Genomic DNA, 18,181 nt, shown 5'->3' on the forward strand with positions numbered 1-18,181 from the left:
AGCTCATTCGCCTGTAAAATTTCCGGTACGCTTTTCAATAAGCGCGGCGACCCCTTCTGCATGGTCCTTGGTTGTGTGCATCATGGCCTGCGTGTTCGCAGCCATTTCAAGAGCTGTATCATAATTCACCTGCTGCCCCTGGCGCAGCAGCATCTTAGATTGACGCAAGGAATGAGGCGGCATGGCTGCGATTTTCTCAGCCTTGGCACGCGCTTCTTCGAGCAGGGTGTCATGCGGAACAACTGAGCTGACCAGTCCCCATTCACGCGCGGTTTCAGCGGTGATGACATCTCCGGTGTAGAACAGATCTGAAGCGCGGCTCATCCCGATCACGCGGGGCAATATCCAAGTGCCGCCATCGCCCGGAATGATCCCAAGCTTGAGGAAGGTCACACCAAATTTCGCCTTGTCGCTCGCGATACGAATATCGGCAAGACACGCTACATCGCAGCCAAGGCCGATCGCTGGCCCGTTGACCGCCGCAATAACGGGCACGCGGATCGAATAGAGCGCACGCAGCATCATATGGATATTGTTGCGATAGCCATCTGAAATCGCTGGCGTGCTGCCGCCGAAAGTGCCTGTCCTGTCCCGCATTGCCTTCACATCACCGCCAGCGGAAAACGCCCGGCCAGCGCCTGTGAGGATAACGCAAGAGACACTCATATCGCGGTTGATCTCATTGCAGACTTGTTGAAACTCGTCCCCATCGCCCGGCGCACCCAAGGGGTTCATCGTTTCTGCCCGGTCAATGGTCAGAGTTGTCACCGCGCCATCGCGCGCAATATTGAGAAGAGCCATAGGAAATTTTCCGACCTTTTATCTGTTCTTTGCGCGTCCTAAGTCATAGCAAGTGCAAGCAAGCCATGGGAATTGGCTGCAACTGTGCTAGCTATGCTGCGCAAACATGGAGTAACCCGATTGCCAAGCGCCTCACTTCTTATGCTGACAAGCCCGCTTTTGATAGGCCCCGCACCAGTTAATACCGCTTTAGAAATGGCTGCGTCCGCTCAAGTTGAAGCAGCCACCTCTGCGCATGTGGTACAGCCGTGGGAGACGCCTGCGCAAGACATGCTTAAGCTAAGATGGTCGCTTGCTTCATCTCAAGAACAAGAAAGCCCGCGCCAAGAAGGCGATGCTCCGGCCAGTGACAGCGTTGGCGATGGAAGCGATGAAGAGGGCGATGGCCGCGAAATCGTGGTTGAGGGCGAATATGGCCCCAGTGAGCGCGATCCGGCCGCTGCCTTTAACGAGACTAGCTACCGGATCACTCAGGATCTTGATGAGGCGTTCCTCGAGCCTGTTGCCTATGCGTACCGTGACGGTCTGCCGAGACCATTGCGTGATGGTTTGGGCAATGTGGTTCGCAATTTGAGCGAGCCCACCAATTTCATCAACTTTCTGCTGCAAGGTAAGATTGGCAAGGCTTTCGAAACCCTTGGCCGCTTTACGATCAACTCAACCTTCGGGCTAGGCGGTTTGATTGATATCGCGGGCAAACCCGGCATCGGTCTTCCCTATCGGCGCAATGGTTTTGCCAACACTTTGGGGTTCTATGGGATCAAGCCGGGGGCTTATCTCTACCTGCCAGTGACCGGTGCAACGACTGTCCGCGATCTGATCGGCAATGGCTTCAATCAGCTGCCGCTGCCTGTGCTTGTGGGTAAGCCTTTCAATACACCGGAGTATACAATTCCCTTCTTCATCATCAGCTCGCTCGACGCGCGGCTTGAGGTGGATGATGAGCTTCAACGGATCGACGATATGGTTGACCCCTACGCCGCCCGCCGCGACAGCTATTTGTGGACCCGCGAGCGCGACATTGCGCTGCTGCGCGGCGACCCAGTTCCGCCTAAGCCTAATATTGTGCGCGAAGTGGACGGGGAGCTGGATCTCGATGATGAGGAGCTTGGCGAAGAGTTAGGCGAAGAGAGCGACGAACCTGCGGTTGAGCCCAGCGATGCGCCTGCGATGGTGGAAGATGAGGAAGTGGACGCGGAAGCTGTGACGATTACCGTTCCGACCACCCGTTAAACCGGAGCCATATCGAGCCATTTGGCGAAGTTGCGAACCGTAATGGGCCAGTCTTCTGGCCAATCGGGGCAGTTGCTCTCGTGGAACCCTTGCTTCTGGGCCCATTCAAGCGGCCAATCCATGCTCCAGTCTTCTTCAGCTATAGGCAGATCCTGGGCGAGATCATCGCCGGGATGTAAGGAAAGCTCCCGTCCAAAATAGTCAAGACGGGGCTGCGCTGACGCCTATAAAAACTCACTGACTTGCCCCGAAGGGGTTCGGCCAAAATTTGCCCTCACAGCGTCACTCATGCTCGAAAGTGCGGTGCACGTCCTTCGCAATCGTTCCTTGTGAGTACAAATTTTGGCTCAAACCGTGACCGGGTTGAATTTGTCCACGCGGCCTAAGCAACTCGCCCATAGACCAAAAGCGTTAGGCCCGCGCTTCTTCCTCGACGTTTGCCGAATTATGCTTAAGCGCTTTCAGCACTGTTTCTACGATGTTCGGGGCGTTGAGACCGGCTTGATCATATTGCTTGTCGGGCGAATCCTGATCCTGATAGACATCGGGCAAACGCAGTGTGCGGATTTTGAGGCCGTTGTCAGTGAGGCCTTCGTCTGACGCGAAAGTCAGAACGTGTGCACCAAGGCCGCCGATAGCGCCCTCTTCCACAGTCACCACTACTTCATGCTCGCGCATCAGCCGCGCGATAAGGTCTTCATCGAGAGGTTTGGCAAAGCGCATATCGGCGACCGTGGTTGAAAGGCCTTTGGCCTCCAGCTGATCGGCGGCTTTCTTTGCTTCTTCCAAACGCGCGCCGAGCGATAGTATCGCAACCTTTGTGCCCTCACGCACAACGCGGCCCTTGCCGATTTCAAGCTTCTCTGGCGTCTCAGGGACCGGAACACCAATGCCGCTTCCACGCGGATAACGAAAGGCAATCGGGCCATCGTCATATTCTGCTGCGGTGTAGGTCATATGGGCGAGCTCAGCCTCATCGGCTGCGGCCATAACCACCATATTGGGCAAGGTTGCAAGATAGGTAATGTCGAACGACCCTGCGTGCGTGCACCCATCCGCGCCGACGAGCCCGGCACGGTCAATCGCAAAGCGAACCGGCAAATTTTGGATCGCAACATCGTGGACCACCTGGTCATAGGCGCGCTGCAAGAAGGTCGAATAGATCGCCGCAAAAGGCCGCATACCCTGTGCGGCAAGACCGGCTGCGAAGGTTACGCCGTGCTGTTCCGCAATGCCGACGTCAAAACTGCGTGCGGGATGACGCTTTGAAAAACGGTCAACCCCTGTGCCAGACGGCATGGCGGCGGTGATTGCGCAGATGCGGCTGTCTTTGTCAGCAAGATCGGCCAACGTATCGCCAAAGACGTTCTGATATGCAGGAGGGCCCGCTGAACCTTTTTGCTTTTCTCCGGTAACTACATCAAACTTGGGCACGCCGTGATATTTGTCCGCTGAATCCTCAGCCGGTTTGTACCCCTTACCCTTCTCTGTCACGACGTGGATGAGCACAGGACCTTCGGAGGTGTCGCGCACATTCTCAAGCACTGGTACGAGGTGGTCGAGATTGTGCCCATCTATCGGGCCGACATAGTAAAAGCCAAGCTCTTCAAACAGAGTCCCGCCCGTTACCATGCCGCGCGAATATTCCTCGGCTTTGCGCAAGCCTTCGTGCATGCGGCGGCTCATCTTCTTGACCGCGCGCGAGGCGAGGCTGCGAAGGCCAAGGTACTCGCTCGACGACACCATGCGCGCAAGGTAGGCCGAGAGGCCGCCAACAGGAGGCGCAATCGACATGTCATTGTCATTGAGGATCACGACGAGACGATTGCCCGCCTGCGCTGCGTTATTCATTGCCTCATAGGCCATGCCCGCGCTCATTGCGCCGTCACCGATCACTGCGATACCGCGTCCAGGCTGATCATTGAGCTTGTTCGCCACAGCAAACCCAAGCGCTGCCGAAATAGAGGTCGATGAATGCGCCGCGCCGAAAGGATCGTACTCACTCTCTGCACGCTTGGTGAAACCAGACAGCCCGCCGCCCTGACGAATGGTCCGGATCCGGTCACGCCTGCCGGTGAGGATTTTATGCGGATAGCACTGGTGTCCCACGTCCCAGATCAGCCGGTCGTCAGGCGTATTGAACACATAATGGATAGCAACAGTCAGCTCGACCACGCCGAGCCCGGAGCCAAGGTGCCCGCCAGAAACACTGACGGCATCAATCATCTCAGCGCGCAATTCATCGGACAATTGGCGCAGTTGCTCAGGCTGAAGCTGGCGAAGTTCGTCAGGCGTCGGAACCGTATCGAGCAGGGGTGTTTGCAGTGGCTGATTCATAAGGCGATGTTACAGTGCAATTTCGCGTCTGTCGATCTATCGGTTCTTGAAAAGCGATTTGCTGCCGCCGCGCGGTGACAATTCGGCTAAACGGACATACGCGTCTAGCCCAATTGTCAAACGCATGCGGCGCAAATACCGCGAATTTCCAAAACAGGCCGGTCAGGGCGGAAATTCTGCGAGGCGGCGATGGATCGCAGGGATTGCCCAACCTCCTCGCTATCGACATGCGAGGCAGAGCCGCAGGCGTCACAAACGAGAAAGACGCAGTCGTGCTCTTCGCCCGGATGAGAATTGAACAGAAAAGCGTTCGCGCTTTCGATCTTCACCGCCAGGTTCTTTTCTACGAATAGATCCAGGATGCGGTAAATGCTGTTAGGGGCAACCCGCTTCCCGCGCGCTTGCGAGAGGTCATCTGCAATCTGGTAAGCGGACGTCGGCCCATCATGGCGCGCCAGTTCCAGAAACACAGCCTCGCGCATCTGGGTCCACTGCTCGCCAGACGCCTCAAAAGCAGTCTTCGCAGCGGATTTCAGTTGTTCAGGATCGCTATGGTCATGAGTGTGATCGTGGGTGTTGGTGCAGGCCATAGCCTCCACATAAGAGCTGATCAGGCGAAGCGCCAGATGGGATCACATAGGCATTATCAGTTGTCACGCAGAAATGCCTTTTTGAAGTCACGCCGGAACATGATCTTGAGCGCGTCTACCTTGGGTGCGTCCCAGCGCCGGATATAACCATGCCCCGGGTTCTTCGCCATGAAATCTTGGTGATAGGTTTCGGCGCGGTAAAAGGTGCGTTTGCTCTCCACCTTAGTGACGATGGGGCGGCGCCAGACGTTCGAGGCTTCCATCTGCGCCAAATAGGCTTGAGCCACGGCGCGCTGTTCAGCGCTCGTTGGGACGAGAGCTGTGCGATAGTGGGCGCCGACATCCGGACCTTGGCGATTTTTGAGCGTGGGGTCCGCGACAACCGAAAAGAAGATGCGCAAGAGTTCGTCATAGCGAACCACATAAGGGTCATAGGTGATCTGCACAGCTTCAGCGTGCGCGGTGCTGCCAGTGATAACACGGTTGTATTTCGCCGTTCCAGCCGAACCGCCATGATAGCCGGAAACTGCCGATTTAACGCCTTTGACATGGCTAAATACGGCCTCAACGCCCCAAAAACAGCCGCCAGCAAAGATCGCGGTTTTGAGCCCAGCGCCCTCACGCGCAATACGTTTTGGTGCAGGCGCATTCACTGGCTTTTCTAACGCAAGCGCAGGAGACGCTGGGACAGCCACACTAAACGCGCTCGCTGCAAAAGCGGAAATGGCAAGAATACTAACGCGCTTCACGCTTCATTCTCCAATGGGGCGATCATAAATTCATCGCTTGGCTGCGGCGCTTCAAGCGGCACGGCAGCGTTTACCGGTGCATCAAGCGTGCTTTCCAATAGGCCGAAAGTCGACACACTAATGACCATGCCGCCCACGACAAAGCCGAGAGCAAAGTTGCGGAAAAGGTCAGGCGTAAACAGGTTCATAATCGTCTCATCAGGGCATTTGCCCAAGCAAAAGCGCATAAGGGATTTCTCCCTTAAGAGCGCCTCGCTTGCGCCGAAATGAACGAAGGCTCTGTATAAAATTACGAAGCCGGGTAGGATTTGGTTACGTTTTTCTTTTCAAAGCTGCATCCGCGCCTTTGTCCTTGAGGCCAATCCCTTCGCTTCGTTTCAGAGCGCCAGCAGGCGCGGGCGGCCTTGCAGTTTCTAGCGAACCCGTGCTCTGCGACTTCACCACGATGCAGAGCCAGAACGACGCCGAAGGCGTCGCAAGGGCGCCTGCCCGCCCGCGGCGGGTCCGCAGCGTAGCGGAGGACGTCTAGCGAGGACGCACGCCCGCATGGGTGTGCCTGAAACAAACTAGTGCCTGAAGTGCCGCATTCCGGTAAAGACCATGGCTAGGCCTGCTTCATCGGCAGCGGCAATCACCTCGTCATCGCGGATTGATCCGCCCGGCTGGATGACAGCGCTCGCGCCTGCCTCGGCGGCTGAAATCAGACCGTCCGCGAAGGGGAAGAATGCGTCTGAGGCCACCGCGCTGCCTTTGGTGCGCGGTGTTCCCCACTCGTAAGTCTGTGCTGCCTCTGCCGCCTTGCTCGCCGCAATCCGCGCGGAATCGCGGCGGTTCATTTGGCCAGCACCGATGCCAGCGGTGATCCCGTCTTTGGCATAAACAATCGCGTTTGACTTTACATGACGAGCAACCGTCCAAGCGAAGAGGCAGTCTTTGAGTTCTTGTTCGGTTGGCTCGCGCTTGGTCACAACCTTAAGGTCATCCATCGTCACCGCGCCATTGTCGCGGCCTTGGATGAGCATGCCGCCCGCTATCGTTTTCATAAAGAAGCCGCCGCGGCGCGGGTCTGGCAATGCGCCGCATTCAAGCAGGCGCAGGTTCTTCTTCTTAGCGAAGATTTCGCGCGCCTCCGCGCTTACTTTCGGAGCAATCACAACTTCGGTGAAGATGCTGGCAATCGCCTCTGCCGTCGCGCCATCAAGCTCGGTATTTACCGCGACGATACCGCCAAAGGCGGACACGCTGTCGCACTGCAGCGCGCCGTTCCATGCCGCGAGCAAGCTCGTTCCTTGCGCCACGCCGCAGGGGTTCGCGTGCTTGACGATAACAACCGCCGGATCGCCGCCATCAAATTCTGCTGCGAGCTCAAGGGCTGCATCGGCATCGTTGAGATTGTTGTAGCTGAGCGCTTTGCCCTGCAATTGCTCCGCCTGAGGTACGCCGTTCGTGCCCGTCACTTGCGGCACATAGATCGCGGCGGATTGATGCGGGTTTTCGCCGTAGCGCAGCGTGTCCGAACGCTTGAACGCCAGCGGCATGGTGTCGGTGAAAGGTGTGGCCTTCAGTGCCTCTGGCCCCAGCGGATTGGTAAAGGCATCGCCAAAGGCAAACCAATTGGCAATCGCTGCATCATAAGCGGCGGTGCGGGCATAGGCCTTGCCAGCCATGCGTATGCGAAAGGCGTCCGAAGTCGCGCCGTCATGCGCGTCCAATTCCTCAAGCAGCTCGGCATAATCGGCTGCGTCCGTCATGATAGTCACAAACCCGTGGTTCTTCGCCGCAGAGCGCACCATTGAAGGCCCGCCAATGTCGATGTTCTCGATTATCTCTTGGCGCTCAGCACCCTTCGCAACAGTCGCCTCAAAGGGATAGAGGTTGACCACGACCAGGTCTATTGCGCCGATATCGTGCTCTTTCATCGAAGCGACGTGATCATCATTATCGCGAAGTGCGAGCAGACCGCCATGAACGCTTGGGTGCAGGGTTTTGACCCGGCCATCCATCATCTCTGGAAACCCAGTAAGGTCAGAGACATCCTTCACCTCAAAGCCAGCCTCGCGCAATGTGCGCGCTGTGCCGCCGGTGCTCACCAGCTCAACGCCGCGCGCGGCCAGTGCCTTGCCCAGTTCTGCCAAGCCGCTTTTGTCGGACACCGAAAGAAGCGCCCGTTTGATCTTTGTAGATGCCATTTTTGGTCTATCCCATTTTCTTAAGGAGCCAAGAAAACTGGCCGCCACTTCTGGAGGCTAGGCCCTCTATCACCAATTGCTGCGTTGCGTGAGGGCACCCGCCGCCATCCACCCACAGGCTGTCGTCACAGGTGAGTTTGACTTCCTCACCTCCCTCAGAACCCGCAAGTGCCTCGCTGCGAAGGCGCAATTGCCATAGCTTGCCATCCGGGGTGAGAAGGCTTGCGCCCATGCCGTCTTCGGTAAGATGCGCCTCGACCCCTTTGCCAAGGTGGAAACGGATCGCAAAACCAACCTTGCCGCGCTTGCCCTTGCGTGAGGCTGGCACAAGAATGTCTTCGCCGGCGATTTCATTGCCGTCATTGGCAATGGTTAGAATGCGCTCGTGAATAAGACCAAAGCGGGTGGCATAGCCGTCGTGGCTTGCCTCAACCCGTGTTGCCTCGCGCCGCTGTGAGCCGACCCCGCGCCCGATTGTGCGGCGTTCAACCTCAACCGTCTCTGCGCCCCGGCCAAGCTTGCCGTGAAGCAAAACGGCGGTCGAATTGGCGTCATCCAGCACAAGCGTCGAATGCGCCGCGCTGGCACGCAGCGGCTTGCCAATGTGCGCTGGGACCAACCCTCCTGCAAACGCTGCCCCGCCGCAATTGACGATAACGCGCGATGCCCCGTCCGACATTTCAAAAGAGAGCGTCGATGCACAGCCGCACCTTGTATGGCGCGCGCGCGGTGGAGGTCCGGCGTCGAATTGGACCGATGTTTGGGCGGCGCGGATACGCTGGTATCCCCAGTGCTTAGGCTCGTTCAGTGGCCGTGTTCGTACACCGCTCGCGGCGATAAGGGCTGAAACCTCATCCGCCGAAATCGCGCCTTGCCCCTGCCAATTCCCAAGTCCGCCGTCCCCATGGCGCAGCGCCAAGAGCGGCGGGACGAGAAGCTCGCGCATGACGAGCAGCGCCTCTGGCGGATCACGTTCCACCGCGCCATAGCAGGCGACCAGATCGGTGAGCGCACCAATCGCATCCATCTGTGCGCGAGGGCAGCGCCCAAGACCGCCGCCGTCTTCAGCAACCAGTTCGCCCAGCGCTTTGATAAGCCCAGCTTCGCCATAAAGCCTGCGCGGGCGGCCTTCGGGAAGCAGCAGTCCAGTTGCGGTGACGCCTGCCCAGCCAGCCACCTGACCAAATCCGGCCCCGCTGCGCAGTGCCTTGCGGTCAAGCCAGTGGGCGGTGTCCTCAATCGCATCAAGAAGGCGCGGCCTCAGTTCCCCGCCAAGCAGCAAGGGTGCATGGGTCAGCCATGCCAGCAAACGAAGCCCTGCATTCTCAACATCCCATGCAGCGCTTCTCACCGATGCCTTGGAACGCTTTTCATGTGCATCGAGCCAGCCCCGCGCAATTCGCTCCGCAATGCTAGCGGCGTCGGTTTGCGGCGCACTGGCCGCAAGGTCTGCAAGCCAAGAAAAGGAATGCACGGTGCGCTCCAGCCCCGGAGCGAGCCTTGTCCCTGCGGTGAAATCGAGTGTGCCAATGGGCTGCTTGACGCCGTGCACATGAAAATGGCCCGCTCGAAGCGCGATACCGGCGGCCCTGTTGCCAGCGATAGGGCTTTCCACGGTTGCCAAGAGACGTTTTGCAGGCGCTTTGCTGAAAGGGGCGGCGAGGGTGTGGCCTGGAATACCTATGCGATATGCCATGCGGATCAACGCTTCACCGGGCTTTGCTCGCGGTGCAATCACATCGCTTAATGCAAGCGCACGCGAAGTGTCGATTGGTTCAGCGGGAAAAGCCGTGCGCGTGTCCGGGGATGGCTCGGCAAGAGCCTCCGCTGCTTCCTCGCGCAAGGGCTCATCGCTTTGCCCCAGCTTGAGCACTGGTTCTTCATCTGATGAACGGCCACCTGCAACATCAAATTCGGTCAGGCTCGCCTGTTTGGGTTCGCCGAAAAGCGTCTCCATCAATTATCCCCCTTAAGCGCCCTTATATTAGCCGCATATTGGTCTGGCCCGCCTTTGAATGTGGCAGAACCTGCGACCAGAACATCGGCGCCCGCCTGGACGCACAGTTTGGCGGTGTCCGCGTTCACACCGCCATCAACTTCCAAATGAATGCCGCGCCCGGTTGCTTCGATCATAGAGCGAATGCGGGCGACCTTCTCAAGCTGTGAATGGATGAAACTCTGCCCGCCAAAGCCGGGGTTGACGCTCATCACCAGGACGAGATCAACAAGGTCCATCAGATTGTCGAGCACTTCGACAGGGGTGCCCGGATTAAGCACCACGCCGGCTTTCTTGCCAAGCTTGCGAATAGCTTGAAGCGTGCGGTGCACATGGGGCCCTGCTTCGGGGTGAACTGTGATAATATCTGCACCCGCCTCAGCAAATGCCTCAAGGTAGGGGTCAACCGGCGCAATCATCAAATGGACGTCGAAGATTTTATCCGTATGCGGCCTAAGCGCTTTCACCACATCAGGGCCGATTGTAATATTAGGGACGTAATGCCCGTCCATCACGTCAATATGCACCCAATCTGCGCCAGCTTTGTCGATGCGCCGCACTTCCTCGCCCAATTCGGCAAAGTCAGCGGAAAGAATACTGGGCGAAATAAGCGGTGCTGACATGGGTCATGCTCTCAAAGATCACACCAGGAAATTGCCTGAGCGTGCGTCAAATGGTTAAGATTGGCCTTACTCCGCGTGCGAATCGGGCAGCAACAGCGCGCGGCATGCTTTTCCCCGCCCTTTTGTGGAGGCGCTTGGCCCGCAAACTCTCGTAAATTGGCCAATTCAGCCGTAATTCAGCACACCTATGCCATTAAGAAGCCACAACAAGCGCTCTCGCTTTTGGCCTGCACCGAGCGTGTATCTGCCGATAAAGGGCGTATGGTTCAGCGAAGAGCTGAGATAAAGGGTTTGATTTGATGACGAAATTCAAGAGCATCGCAGCACTTGCCAGCGCTGCTTTACTGGCCGGCATTGGGGCTGCTCTTCCGGCGGCACCGGCCGCTGCGCAAAGTTCGGGGCCAAGCGATTACCGGAATGTGGTTGCGAACAATATGCGCTCATGCGCGCCGGGCGGCGGGCCTGCAATCCGAGTGACTATCACCGGGGTCAAAACGGCCAGCGGCAAGGTTAGGGCGCAGGTTTATAACGCGACGAGCCGTGAGTGGCTTGAAAGCGGCAAATGGCTCAACCGGGTTGAACTTCCAGCACGGCGCGGACGAATGACGATTTGCCTGCCAGTGCCTAAAAGCGGAAATTATGCTGTGGCTGTGCGCCATGACCTCAACGGTAACGGCAAAACGGATATTCGAACCGATGGCGGCGCGATGTCCAATAACCCGTCGATCAATATTTTCAATTTGGGCAAGCCCGGTGTCGACAAAACCCGGTTTTCAGTGGGCCGCGGAGTTAAATCCATCGCTATGACGATGAAGTATTTCACCTAGCATTTGGGCCTCAGGCCTGACCGAAAATTATTTGCGCGATTTGCGGTGTTTCCTGAGCGCCCAAAGCACACTTGGCGCGGCCAATAGCGGGTATTTCTCTCGCCTCGGTGTCACCTCCACCGGCATACCGGTGTGCCGCTCAATCTTCCACGCAGCATAGCGCGCCGCCCCCTCAAACGTGGTGCTCGCTTTGATCAGCCGCGTGAAGTTCAAGGGCTTTCCCATGCGTTGCCGCCGTTTCCACCAGCTAAGGGTGCGCGCGCGTTCGCGAGCTGTGAGGCTTGGTGTTAGCCGGCTGCCTTGCAATGTGAAGGGGATACCGCCCGCCTTAAGAGCAAGCGGCAAAAGCCCCGCAAAATGCTCTTCGTTGACGCTGAGGATATCGTTCTCGCGCCCTGCTTTTTCCACCCGAAACTCAGCTTTGTAGGTGGCCCGGAAAAGCGCGCGCCAATAGTCTTCGGCGCTTCCGCTGGGAGGGCCGAGGGTAACGGCGAGCCGCGCTGCTGTTTGAGCGGCCGATCCAATTGCCCGGACGACCTGCTCTTTCGCATCTGCACCCACCTGCCAAACAAGTGCAGAGGGTTGCACGAAGCGCGCCCAAATTGTCGTGTCCAACAGTTCTCCTGACGCAGCCTTTGCAAATGCCGAAAGCGCCATCGTCGCAATCTTTGCGCGCAGCACGCTACCATCTGGCTGTGTTCGTTCTTGATAGCTCACACGCGGCCAAATGCGCTCGCGCTGCTCGCCGGGCAAAAGGACGTAAAAATCGAGCACACCTTCAAGCGAGCCCGTGCGAAGGTTTGACCCGTAAAATAGAACAGCGGCTGCACCTGCCTCATCAGCAAGTGCTTCAGCGAAGCGCTGCACGGCTGGATTAACAAAGGCGTCAAGGCTCTCTTCGACGCGCGCTTCTAAATTGGTAGAGCTGCTCGCCATTGCAGGCTTAAATACCCGCGCTAAGGCGCGACGAATTCCAGCTCAGGGCCCTGTCCGATACGATATTCGCCGGGAGGAAACGCCTCGCCATCGAGAATAAAGGAATCCTCGATCCGCAAAGAGAACTGGGTCGTGCTGATTTGATGAAATCCTTTTTCGCGAATGCCTTCAGGTGTCTGGCCGCGAATTATCCGGAGCAATGTAAAAGCTGAACCGCGCGAAATTTGATCGGTTATCGCCAGCTTCAGCCCCTCGCGAATTTTGCCGAACGGTCGGACGCCCGCAGGCATTTTTTCAAGGGTCGATGCAAAGAGCAATTGCCTGCGCTGGGTATCACCAATCCCAGAATGCTCCATTGGAACATCTTTGACGCCTAGCCCGATTGCCATCTTCGACCCTTTGCGCCAAGCGTTTTGGCGCGAAGCAAAAAGCCACTGCATCACGCCCATTGCGGTGGCGACAGCCACAGCCATCGAATTGAACGCCCCTATTTTGTGAGCGCTTTGCCCCGCCGTCGTGGCTGTCGTAAACGCGCCCGCTCCAAGGATGAATCCGAGCACACGCGCCGCTGGGCTACCGCCAATAGGGGTGATCTCAACTGGACGCCGGCGCACGCGGGTGCCGCCGTCGTAAGCATCAATCGCTTCTTGCAAGGTCCAACCCTTTGGAACACCAAGGTCCACCGTCAGTGCATTCGTTTTGCCCTTGGGAAGCACTGCCAAGGTCGGCCATGTGTCACCAAAAATTGGAGCGCCGCTGGTCAGCACGTCGCGCACGGTCCCATCACCGCCATTGATGACGAGCAAGTCGACGCCTTGTGAAGCAAATTCGGCTAACGCTTCTGGAAGCTGCGAGCGCTCCCCGGGTTTTGCAATGAAAACCTGAGGCGACATTCCGCAGTCAAAATCAGCGCCCTTGTTGCCGTGGCTGCGCGGATTGTAGATCACCCCTACCCGGGGCGCTCCACTCTCAGCGGGCGAACTGCCGCCTTCCGCTCGATCCTGAGCGGGCTCGGTCCCTTGGGGGAGCGCGGAAAATTGATGGATGCGTGAAGCCATGACGGTCCTATAGTTAGTTGCACGGGAGAATACCACCGTTGCATCGCGGGCAGAGGGACATTGTCAGCCAAGCGTTACCTCAAGGACGCGCTGGCAATCTGCACGCTCTGCCCATGCGTTCGGGTCGGGCCTGAACGATCTTCGAAGGACCCAGCTCAATTGCCCGCAATATTATCAGCGGTGTGAACCCTTTCGTGTGAACGCTCACCATACAAGGCGCTTCTGCTCCAAATTAAGCGCTGATTATAATAGCTTTCCCCTGATCGGGGCCCAAACCTGCTCAAATGCTGTAAAATTGCACAAGCCGTAGGTGCCATTTGTAGTACCGTTCTGCGCACGCACAGCGCAATGATCGGCAATGGGGGGTAGAATGGATCACTCGGCAAAAGAGAGCATCGGTGAGCTTGAAGCGATGCAAAGCAACGGCTGGATAGACCGAGCGCGCGAACGCCTTCAAAAGGGCAGCTCGGCAAGATTGCTTTCAGGCGTTGCGCAAGATCAGCTTGATAACATGCTTGAGAAGGCCGCTGATAATCCGAAGATGATCGCCCACTCTGCCCCCATGGTTGAGGCTGTTATTCGCACAGAAAACCGCCCGCCGCTGATCGTGCGCGGCGGAAAGGTGGAGCTGGAGGAAGACGATCTGCCGCCGGGCGATTTTGGATCGGACATAGAAGAACAGGTGCGCAAATCGGAAAACTGGATCCCTAGTGTTGGCCGGATCGAGTTTCGCAATCACGATATGAGCTGGGGCGGCACGGGCTGGGTGATTGGCGAGGATGAGAAAATGCCCGGCCACCTTCTGATCGCGACAAATCGGCACGTTGCGCAGATCGTTGCTCGGCGCAGTCACCGGGGGAACGGCGTATATCTGTTCTCTCCATTTGGCGGGATCCGGTATGGGTCGCAAATTGACTTCAACGAAGAGGTCGGAGCGAGCCCCCAAGATGCCCTTTCCACCAAAATTCTCACATATACCTATCTTGCCTCCGATGCGGCCTCGGATGTGGCGATTGGACGCATTAAGGCGCCGGAAGGATGGAATGTTGCCCCGATCCCCTTGGCAAATGAGAGGGTCAAAGACGGGGAGCGGATCGCTGTCATTGGATATCCCGCGCGCGACACCCGCGTGCCGCAAAGCGTTGTCCATATGGAACGGTATTTCGGCGGGCTTTACGATGTGAAACGTTACTCGCCCGGCCTCGCCATGGGCGGCGGCCAGAGTGAGCGTATGCGTTATGACGCCACAACCACTGGCGGCTCTTCTGGAAGCCCCGTTTTCAGTCTTGATCAGCAAGCGGTGGTGGGGCTGCATTTCCAAGGGATATTTGGACGCCACAATTCTGCTGTGAAGGTTCAAACACTGCAAGACATTCTGGCTGGCAAGGTTACCAGCGTCATGCTCGGCGACCTTCCTGATCGCAATCGGCCAGAGGCTTTGGTGGAGCTTGCTGATAAAGAGCGCGAAGCGGCCTATTTCGAAGGGCGCGAGGGATATGATGAGGCGTTCCTTGGTCCTAAAGTGCCGTGGCCGAAATTCCCCGGGGGTGCCTTTGACCTTGCTCAGCCAAGCGATGCGACGCCTGAACGCCCCCATGAACTGCGCTATCAGCATTTCGGCGTGAAATATTGCGCAAACCTGAAAAGCACTGTTGCAACCGCGGTCAACATTGACGGTGATCAATCGCGGCGGCTCAAGCGGTCACGCGACCGGTGGTATTTCGATATGCGTATCCCGCGCGAGATTCAGATTGGCCAAGAGGAATATTCTAGCGTCGCTTGCGACAGGGGGCATTTGGTCAAGCGCGAAGATCCCAATTGGGGCGATGCCGCGACCGTCTCCCTCGCCAATTTCGATACCTTTCACTACCCTAATGCCAGTCCCCAACACTCCGGTCTCAACCGCAGCCAATCGCAGTGGCGCGGTCTTGAGGATTATATTCTGGGAAGCGCGCGAACCCATGATTTTCGCGCGAGCGTTTTCACTGGCCCGATCCTTGATGACAATGTCGTGATTGAAGAGGGCGTCACGATCCCGCTCGAATTTTGGAAAGTCGTGGTGATGATGACTTCTGATGATGCAAGCGGCGCTGAAGAACCAGAGCTGCGCCTGCATGCAACCGCTTACCTCCTCAGTCAGGGACAGCTCATCCACTCAATGCTCGCCAATCGCGGCCAGGATGAAACGGTCGAGGGTTTTTCCTTTGGTGAGTTTAAAACCTTCCAGCTTTCGATTGCGGATTTGGAAGAGGCGACCGGATATGACTTTGGACCTTTAAGGGATGCTGACCCCATGCGTGCAGGGCTTTCAGCGGTTGGGGAATTTCCGGCGGGCGCTGCGATGTACAATGCCGTGGACGAATTCTCGCAATTGGTCTTGTAACAAGCCTCCCCCTTCTGGGCATGAGCGCCTCTTTGTAATAGCCCGGCACTGGGATTGAGCAGCGCAGCGCGCTGGAAATCCTGCGTGTCATTTTTGCCGCACCCTTCGCAGCATGCGCGATCATCGCCTGCTTGGGCTCGCTTTATACTGGACCAGCGCGCCAATAATCGCCATCTATCGCTAATTGATACATTATATCATCTTCTGGTTGCCGGAGACCCTTGGCAACCGCAGAATATGATCTGAGTATGAGCAAGGGATATCCAATGAAAACTCTTACCTCCACCATCGCGATTGCAACCACGATGGGCATGGTATTGAGCGCTGCTCCAGCGCTCGCGGAAAATGAAAATGAGAATGAAGCGGCGGCAGACCGCTCCACTGCCGCAGGCACCGCAGGGGCCAGCAACACCATCATCGTGTCTGCCGAAGGGCTGGAAGAGCTCGATTTTATTACAGGGCAAGATGTTCTGGAGGCCGAGGATATTCAGGAAAATCTGGCTGGCCAGATCGGCGAGGTTCTTACCAAGGTCCCCGGAGTGTCCGCGACAAGCTTTTCGCCCGGTGCCTCGCGCCCGATCCTTCGTGGTCAGGACGGCGAGCGTGTGCGCGTTCTGATTGATGGGCTTGGGACCGCCGATGTCGCAAACACTTCGGCTGATCATGCGACCACTATTGATCCGCTCACTGTCACCCGTATCGAGGTACTTCGCGGCCCAACCGCGCTGCTTTATGGCAGTCAGGCGCTTGGCGGCGTGGTCAATGTGATTGATCGCCGGATCCCCATTGAAATCCCGGAAGACGGCATACAATTCGATGCGCTGACCGCCTTTGATACGGTGAGCAATCTTCGCAGCGGCGGTGCCTCGCTTGATGTTGGGTTGGGCGAAGTGTTCGTGCTCCACCTCGATGGCTCTTACCGAGAGACCGGTGACCTTGAGATCCCCGGCTTTCAGCTCACAGATGAGCTTCGTGCGGATCTTCTGGCGGACGCTGCAGAAGAAGAGGCAGAGGGCGAACTTGAAGAAGCAGAGGAGCTACGCGAAGCTGCTGCGCAAGAGGGCTTCCTGCCAAACAGCGCGACCGAAACCTACACTGTGAATGGCGGTTTCGGCGTGATTTTGGGCGAATCCAGTTTTGGCGCATCTGTTGGATATTACGACACATTCTACGGCCTCGTTGGCAATCCTGAAGGGGGCCATCATGATGATGAGGAAGGCGAAGAGGGCGAGGAAGAAGAAGGCGAAGAAGAAGAAACCGTCTCCATCGGGCTTGAGCAATGGCGCTTTGATTTTCGCGGTGACATCGCCCTTGGCGGCGGCGCGCTCGCCGAGCGCCTGAAAATTCGTGCAGGCTATTCTGATTACACCCACACCGAGTTTGAGGGCACAGAAGTCGGCACTGTTTTCGAAACCGAAACTTTCGAAGCGCGCGCTGAGCTGCTCCAATCGACCGGGGTGATCGGAGTGCAATTCACCTCGCGCGATTTTGAAGCGGTCGGCGAAGAAGCCTTTGTCGCCCCCAATGACACGCAGCAAGCCGCGATCTTCACCGCCCAAGAATTTGACCTTGGCGGTTTCCAGATTGAAGCCGCTGCTCGGGCTGAACGGGTTGAAGTCGATTCCGATCCGCTCAATCTTGAGCGCAACTTCAGCCTCTTCTCCGGCGCGCTCTCGGGCATTGTCGAGACGGGCGAAAATGTGCGCATTGGTGCAACCGTTTCGCGGTCAGAGCGCGCCCCAGCTGGCGAGGAACTGTTTGCCGACGGTCCGCACATCGCAACGCAAATTTTTGAGATTGGTGACCCCGATCTGGGCACTGAAAGCGCCTGGGGCTTTGAAGGCTTCGTGCGCGGCGATCTGGGAGCGATAGAATTCAACGCGGCGATCTATTATCAGGCGTTCGACAACTTCATCTTCCTCAATGACACTGGTCTTGAAGAAGACGATTTGCCAGTCTTCAACTTCCTCCAGCAGGACGCAGACTTCTTCGGGTTCGAGGTTGATGCTGTCTTCCCGCTGGTGGAAAACGATGGCTTCAGCCTCACTGGCGATGTTCGCGCGTCTTATGTTGAGGCCGAACTTGACGACGGGTCGAACGTACCCCGCATTCCGCCGTTCAGCGGGCTTGGCGCACTCGAGGCAGAAGTGGACGCGTTCACCTTTCGCGGCGAGGTTCAATATTTTGGCGGGCAGAGCGATGTTGCCGCTAATGAGACCGAAACAGACAGCTTCGCTTTTGTGAACGCCTATCTTTCCTGGCGTCCGCTTACCAGCAATCAGAATGTGACGGTGCAACTGGCTGGCGAAAATTTGTTCGCTGCAACGGGGCGGCGCCACTCCAGCTTTACGACGGATTTCGTGGCGCTTCCCGGCCGCAATGTTCGCGTGAGCGCACGGCTGAGCTTTTAAGAGCTGAATGAGCCCAACTGGCGAAAAAACGCTCCCGCCCAAATTCAT

At 57.4% G+C, this 18,181-nt stretch carries 15 protein-coding genes; 4 read left to right on the top strand and 11 right to left on the bottom strand.

Going from position 1 to position 18,181, the window contains the following annotated elements:
* Positions 1-3: 3 nt before the first annotated feature.
* Positions 4-801, bottom strand: a complete 798-nt coding sequence (locus AC0V60_RS14560) for a crotonase/enoyl-CoA hydratase family protein (protein WP_486179149.1) — start codon at positions 799-801, stop codon at positions 4-6.
* 195 nt (positions 802-996) lie between these two features.
* On the opposite strand from AC0V60_RS14560, the gene AC0V60_RS14565 reads away from it, so the two are divergent.
* Complete coding sequence (locus AC0V60_RS14565; RefSeq protein ID WP_486179150.1) at positions 997-2,034, top strand: MlaA family lipoprotein; 1,038 nt, start codon at positions 997-999, stop codon at positions 2,032-2,034.
* Here AC0V60_RS14565 and AC0V60_RS14570 read toward each other — a convergent pair.
* The 8 genes from AC0V60_RS14570 to rpe all read right to left on the bottom strand — a co-directional run bounded on the left by AC0V60_RS14570 (position 2,031) and on the right by rpe (position 10,518).
* Positions 2,031-2,156, bottom strand: a complete 126-nt coding sequence (locus tag AC0V60_RS14570; RefSeq protein WP_486179151.1) for a hypothetical protein — start codon at positions 2,154-2,156, stop codon at positions 2,031-2,033. The genes AC0V60_RS14565 and AC0V60_RS14570 overlap by 4 nt on opposite strands.
* 289 nt (positions 2,157-2,445) lie before the next feature.
* Positions 2,446-4,371, bottom strand: a complete 1,926-nt coding sequence (dxs, locus tag AC0V60_RS14575; protein WP_486179152.1) for a 1-deoxy-D-xylulose-5-phosphate synthase — start codon at positions 4,369-4,371, stop codon at positions 2,446-2,448.
* Between the two features lie 116 nt (positions 4,372-4,487).
* On the bottom strand, positions 4,488-4,961 hold the full coding sequence (locus AC0V60_RS14580) for a Fur family transcriptional regulator (protein WP_486179153.1): 474 nt from the start codon (positions 4,959-4,961) through the stop codon (positions 4,488-4,490).
* Between the two features lie 56 nt (positions 4,962-5,017).
* Positions 5,018-5,710, bottom strand: coding sequence for a peptide-methionine (S)-S-oxide reductase MsrA (gene msrA, locus AC0V60_RS14585; RefSeq protein ID WP_486179154.1), 693 nt, complete (start codon positions 5,708-5,710; stop codon positions 5,018-5,020).
* A complete protein-coding gene (locus AC0V60_RS14590; RefSeq protein WP_486179155.1) occupies positions 5,707-5,937 on the bottom strand; it encodes a hypothetical protein in 231 nt (76 codons plus the stop codon). Before AC0V60_RS14590 ends, msrA begins: the two co-directional genes overlap by 4 nt.
* Positions 5,938-6,276: 339 nt before the next feature.
* Complete coding sequence (gene purH / locus AC0V60_RS14595; RefSeq protein ID WP_486179156.1) at positions 6,277-7,899, bottom strand: bifunctional phosphoribosylaminoimidazolecarboxamide formyltransferase/IMP cyclohydrolase; 1,623 nt, start codon at positions 7,897-7,899, stop codon at positions 6,277-6,279.
* A 7-nt stretch (positions 7,900-7,906) separates the two neighbouring features.
* Positions 7,907-9,856, bottom strand: a complete 1,950-nt coding sequence (locus tag AC0V60_RS14600; protein ID WP_486179157.1) for a heparinase II/III family protein — start codon at positions 9,854-9,856, stop codon at positions 7,907-7,909.
* Complete coding sequence (gene rpe / locus AC0V60_RS14605) at positions 9,856-10,518, bottom strand: ribulose-phosphate 3-epimerase (RefSeq protein WP_486179158.1); 663 nt, start codon at positions 10,516-10,518, stop codon at positions 9,856-9,858. Before rpe ends, AC0V60_RS14600 begins: the two co-directional genes overlap by 1 nt.
* A 299-nt stretch (positions 10,519-10,817) precedes the next feature.
* On the opposite strand from rpe, the gene AC0V60_RS14610 reads away from it, so the two are divergent.
* On the top strand, positions 10,818-11,345 hold the full coding sequence (locus AC0V60_RS14610; RefSeq protein WP_486179159.1) for a DUF2141 domain-containing protein: 528 nt from the start codon (positions 10,818-10,820) through the stop codon (positions 11,343-11,345).
* A gap of 27 nt (positions 11,346-11,372) precedes the next feature.
* Here the strand turns inward: AC0V60_RS14610 and AC0V60_RS14615 are convergent, their stop codons facing one another.
* Both AC0V60_RS14615 and AC0V60_RS14620 read right to left on the bottom strand, forming a co-directional pair.
* Positions 11,373-12,281, bottom strand: a complete 909-nt coding sequence (locus tag AC0V60_RS14615) for a hypothetical protein (protein WP_486179160.1) — start codon at positions 12,279-12,281, stop codon at positions 11,373-11,375.
* Between the two features lie 20 nt (positions 12,282-12,301).
* On the bottom strand, positions 12,302-13,339 hold the full coding sequence (locus AC0V60_RS14620; RefSeq protein WP_486179161.1) for a diacylglycerol/lipid kinase family protein: 1,038 nt from the start codon (positions 13,337-13,339) through the stop codon (positions 12,302-12,304).
* A gap of 370 nt (positions 13,340-13,709) precedes the next feature.
* On the opposite strand from AC0V60_RS14620, the gene AC0V60_RS14625 reads away from it, so the two are divergent.
* Both AC0V60_RS14625 and AC0V60_RS14630 read left to right on the top strand, forming a co-directional pair.
* Positions 13,710-15,722: a DNA/RNA non-specific endonuclease gene (locus tag AC0V60_RS14625; protein WP_486179162.1), complete on the top strand. Its 2,013-nt coding sequence runs from the start codon at positions 13,710-13,712 to the stop codon at positions 15,720-15,722.
* 266 nt (positions 15,723-15,988) lie between these two features.
* Complete coding sequence (locus AC0V60_RS14630; RefSeq protein ID WP_486179163.1) at positions 15,989-18,133, top strand: TonB-dependent receptor; 2,145 nt, start codon at positions 15,989-15,991, stop codon at positions 18,131-18,133.
* Positions 18,134-18,181 lie beyond the last annotated feature (48 nt).

Source organism: Erythrobacter sp. S259 (genome assembly GCF_057364965.1).

Coding starts and splice junctions, on each gene's coding strand:
- AC0V60_RS14620 (WP_486179161.1), bottom strand. CDS start 13,339: ATGGCTTCACGCATCCATCAATTTTCCGCGCTCCCCCAAGGGACCGAG.
- dxs (WP_486179152.1), bottom strand. CDS start 4,371: ATGAATCAGCCACTGCAAACACCCCTGCTCGATACGGTTCCGACGCCT.
- AC0V60_RS14610 (WP_486179159.1), top strand. CDS start 10,818: ATGACGAAATTCAAGAGCATCGCAGCACTTGCCAGCGCTGCTTTACTG.
- rpe (WP_486179158.1), bottom strand. CDS start 10,518: ATGTCAGCACCGCTTATTTCGCCCAGTATTCTTTCCGCTGACTTTGCC.
- AC0V60_RS14600 (WP_486179157.1), bottom strand. CDS start 9,856: ATGGAGACGCTTTTCGGCGAACCCAAACAGGCGAGCCTGACCGAATTT.
- purH (WP_486179156.1), bottom strand. CDS start 7,899: ATGGCATCTACAAAGATCAAACGGGCGCTTCTTTCGGTGTCCGACAAA.
- AC0V60_RS14570 (WP_486179151.1), bottom strand. CDS start 2,156: ATGGATTGGCCGCTTGAATGGGCCCAGAAGCAAGGGTTCCACGAGAGC.
- AC0V60_RS14625 (WP_486179162.1), top strand. CDS start 13,710: ATGGATCACTCGGCAAAAGAGAGCATCGGTGAGCTTGAAGCGATGCAA.
- AC0V60_RS14565 (WP_486179150.1), top strand. CDS start 997: ATGGCTGCGTCCGCTCAAGTTGAAGCAGCCACCTCTGCGCATGTGGTA.
- AC0V60_RS14590 (WP_486179155.1), bottom strand. CDS start 5,937: ATGCGCTTTTGCTTGGGCAAATGCCCTGATGAGACGATTATGAACCTG.
- AC0V60_RS14560 (WP_486179149.1), bottom strand. CDS start 801: ATGGCTCTTCTCAATATTGCGCGCGATGGCGCGGTGACAACTCTGACC.
- AC0V60_RS14615 (WP_486179160.1), bottom strand. CDS start 12,281: ATGGCGAGCAGCTCTACCAATTTAGAAGCGCGCGTCGAAGAGAGCCTT.
- AC0V60_RS14630 (WP_486179163.1), top strand. CDS start 15,989: ATGAAAACTCTTACCTCCACCATCGCGATTGCAACCACGATGGGCATG.
- AC0V60_RS14580 (WP_486179153.1), bottom strand. CDS start 4,961: ATGGCCTGCACCAACACCCACGATCACACTCATGACCATAGCGATCCT.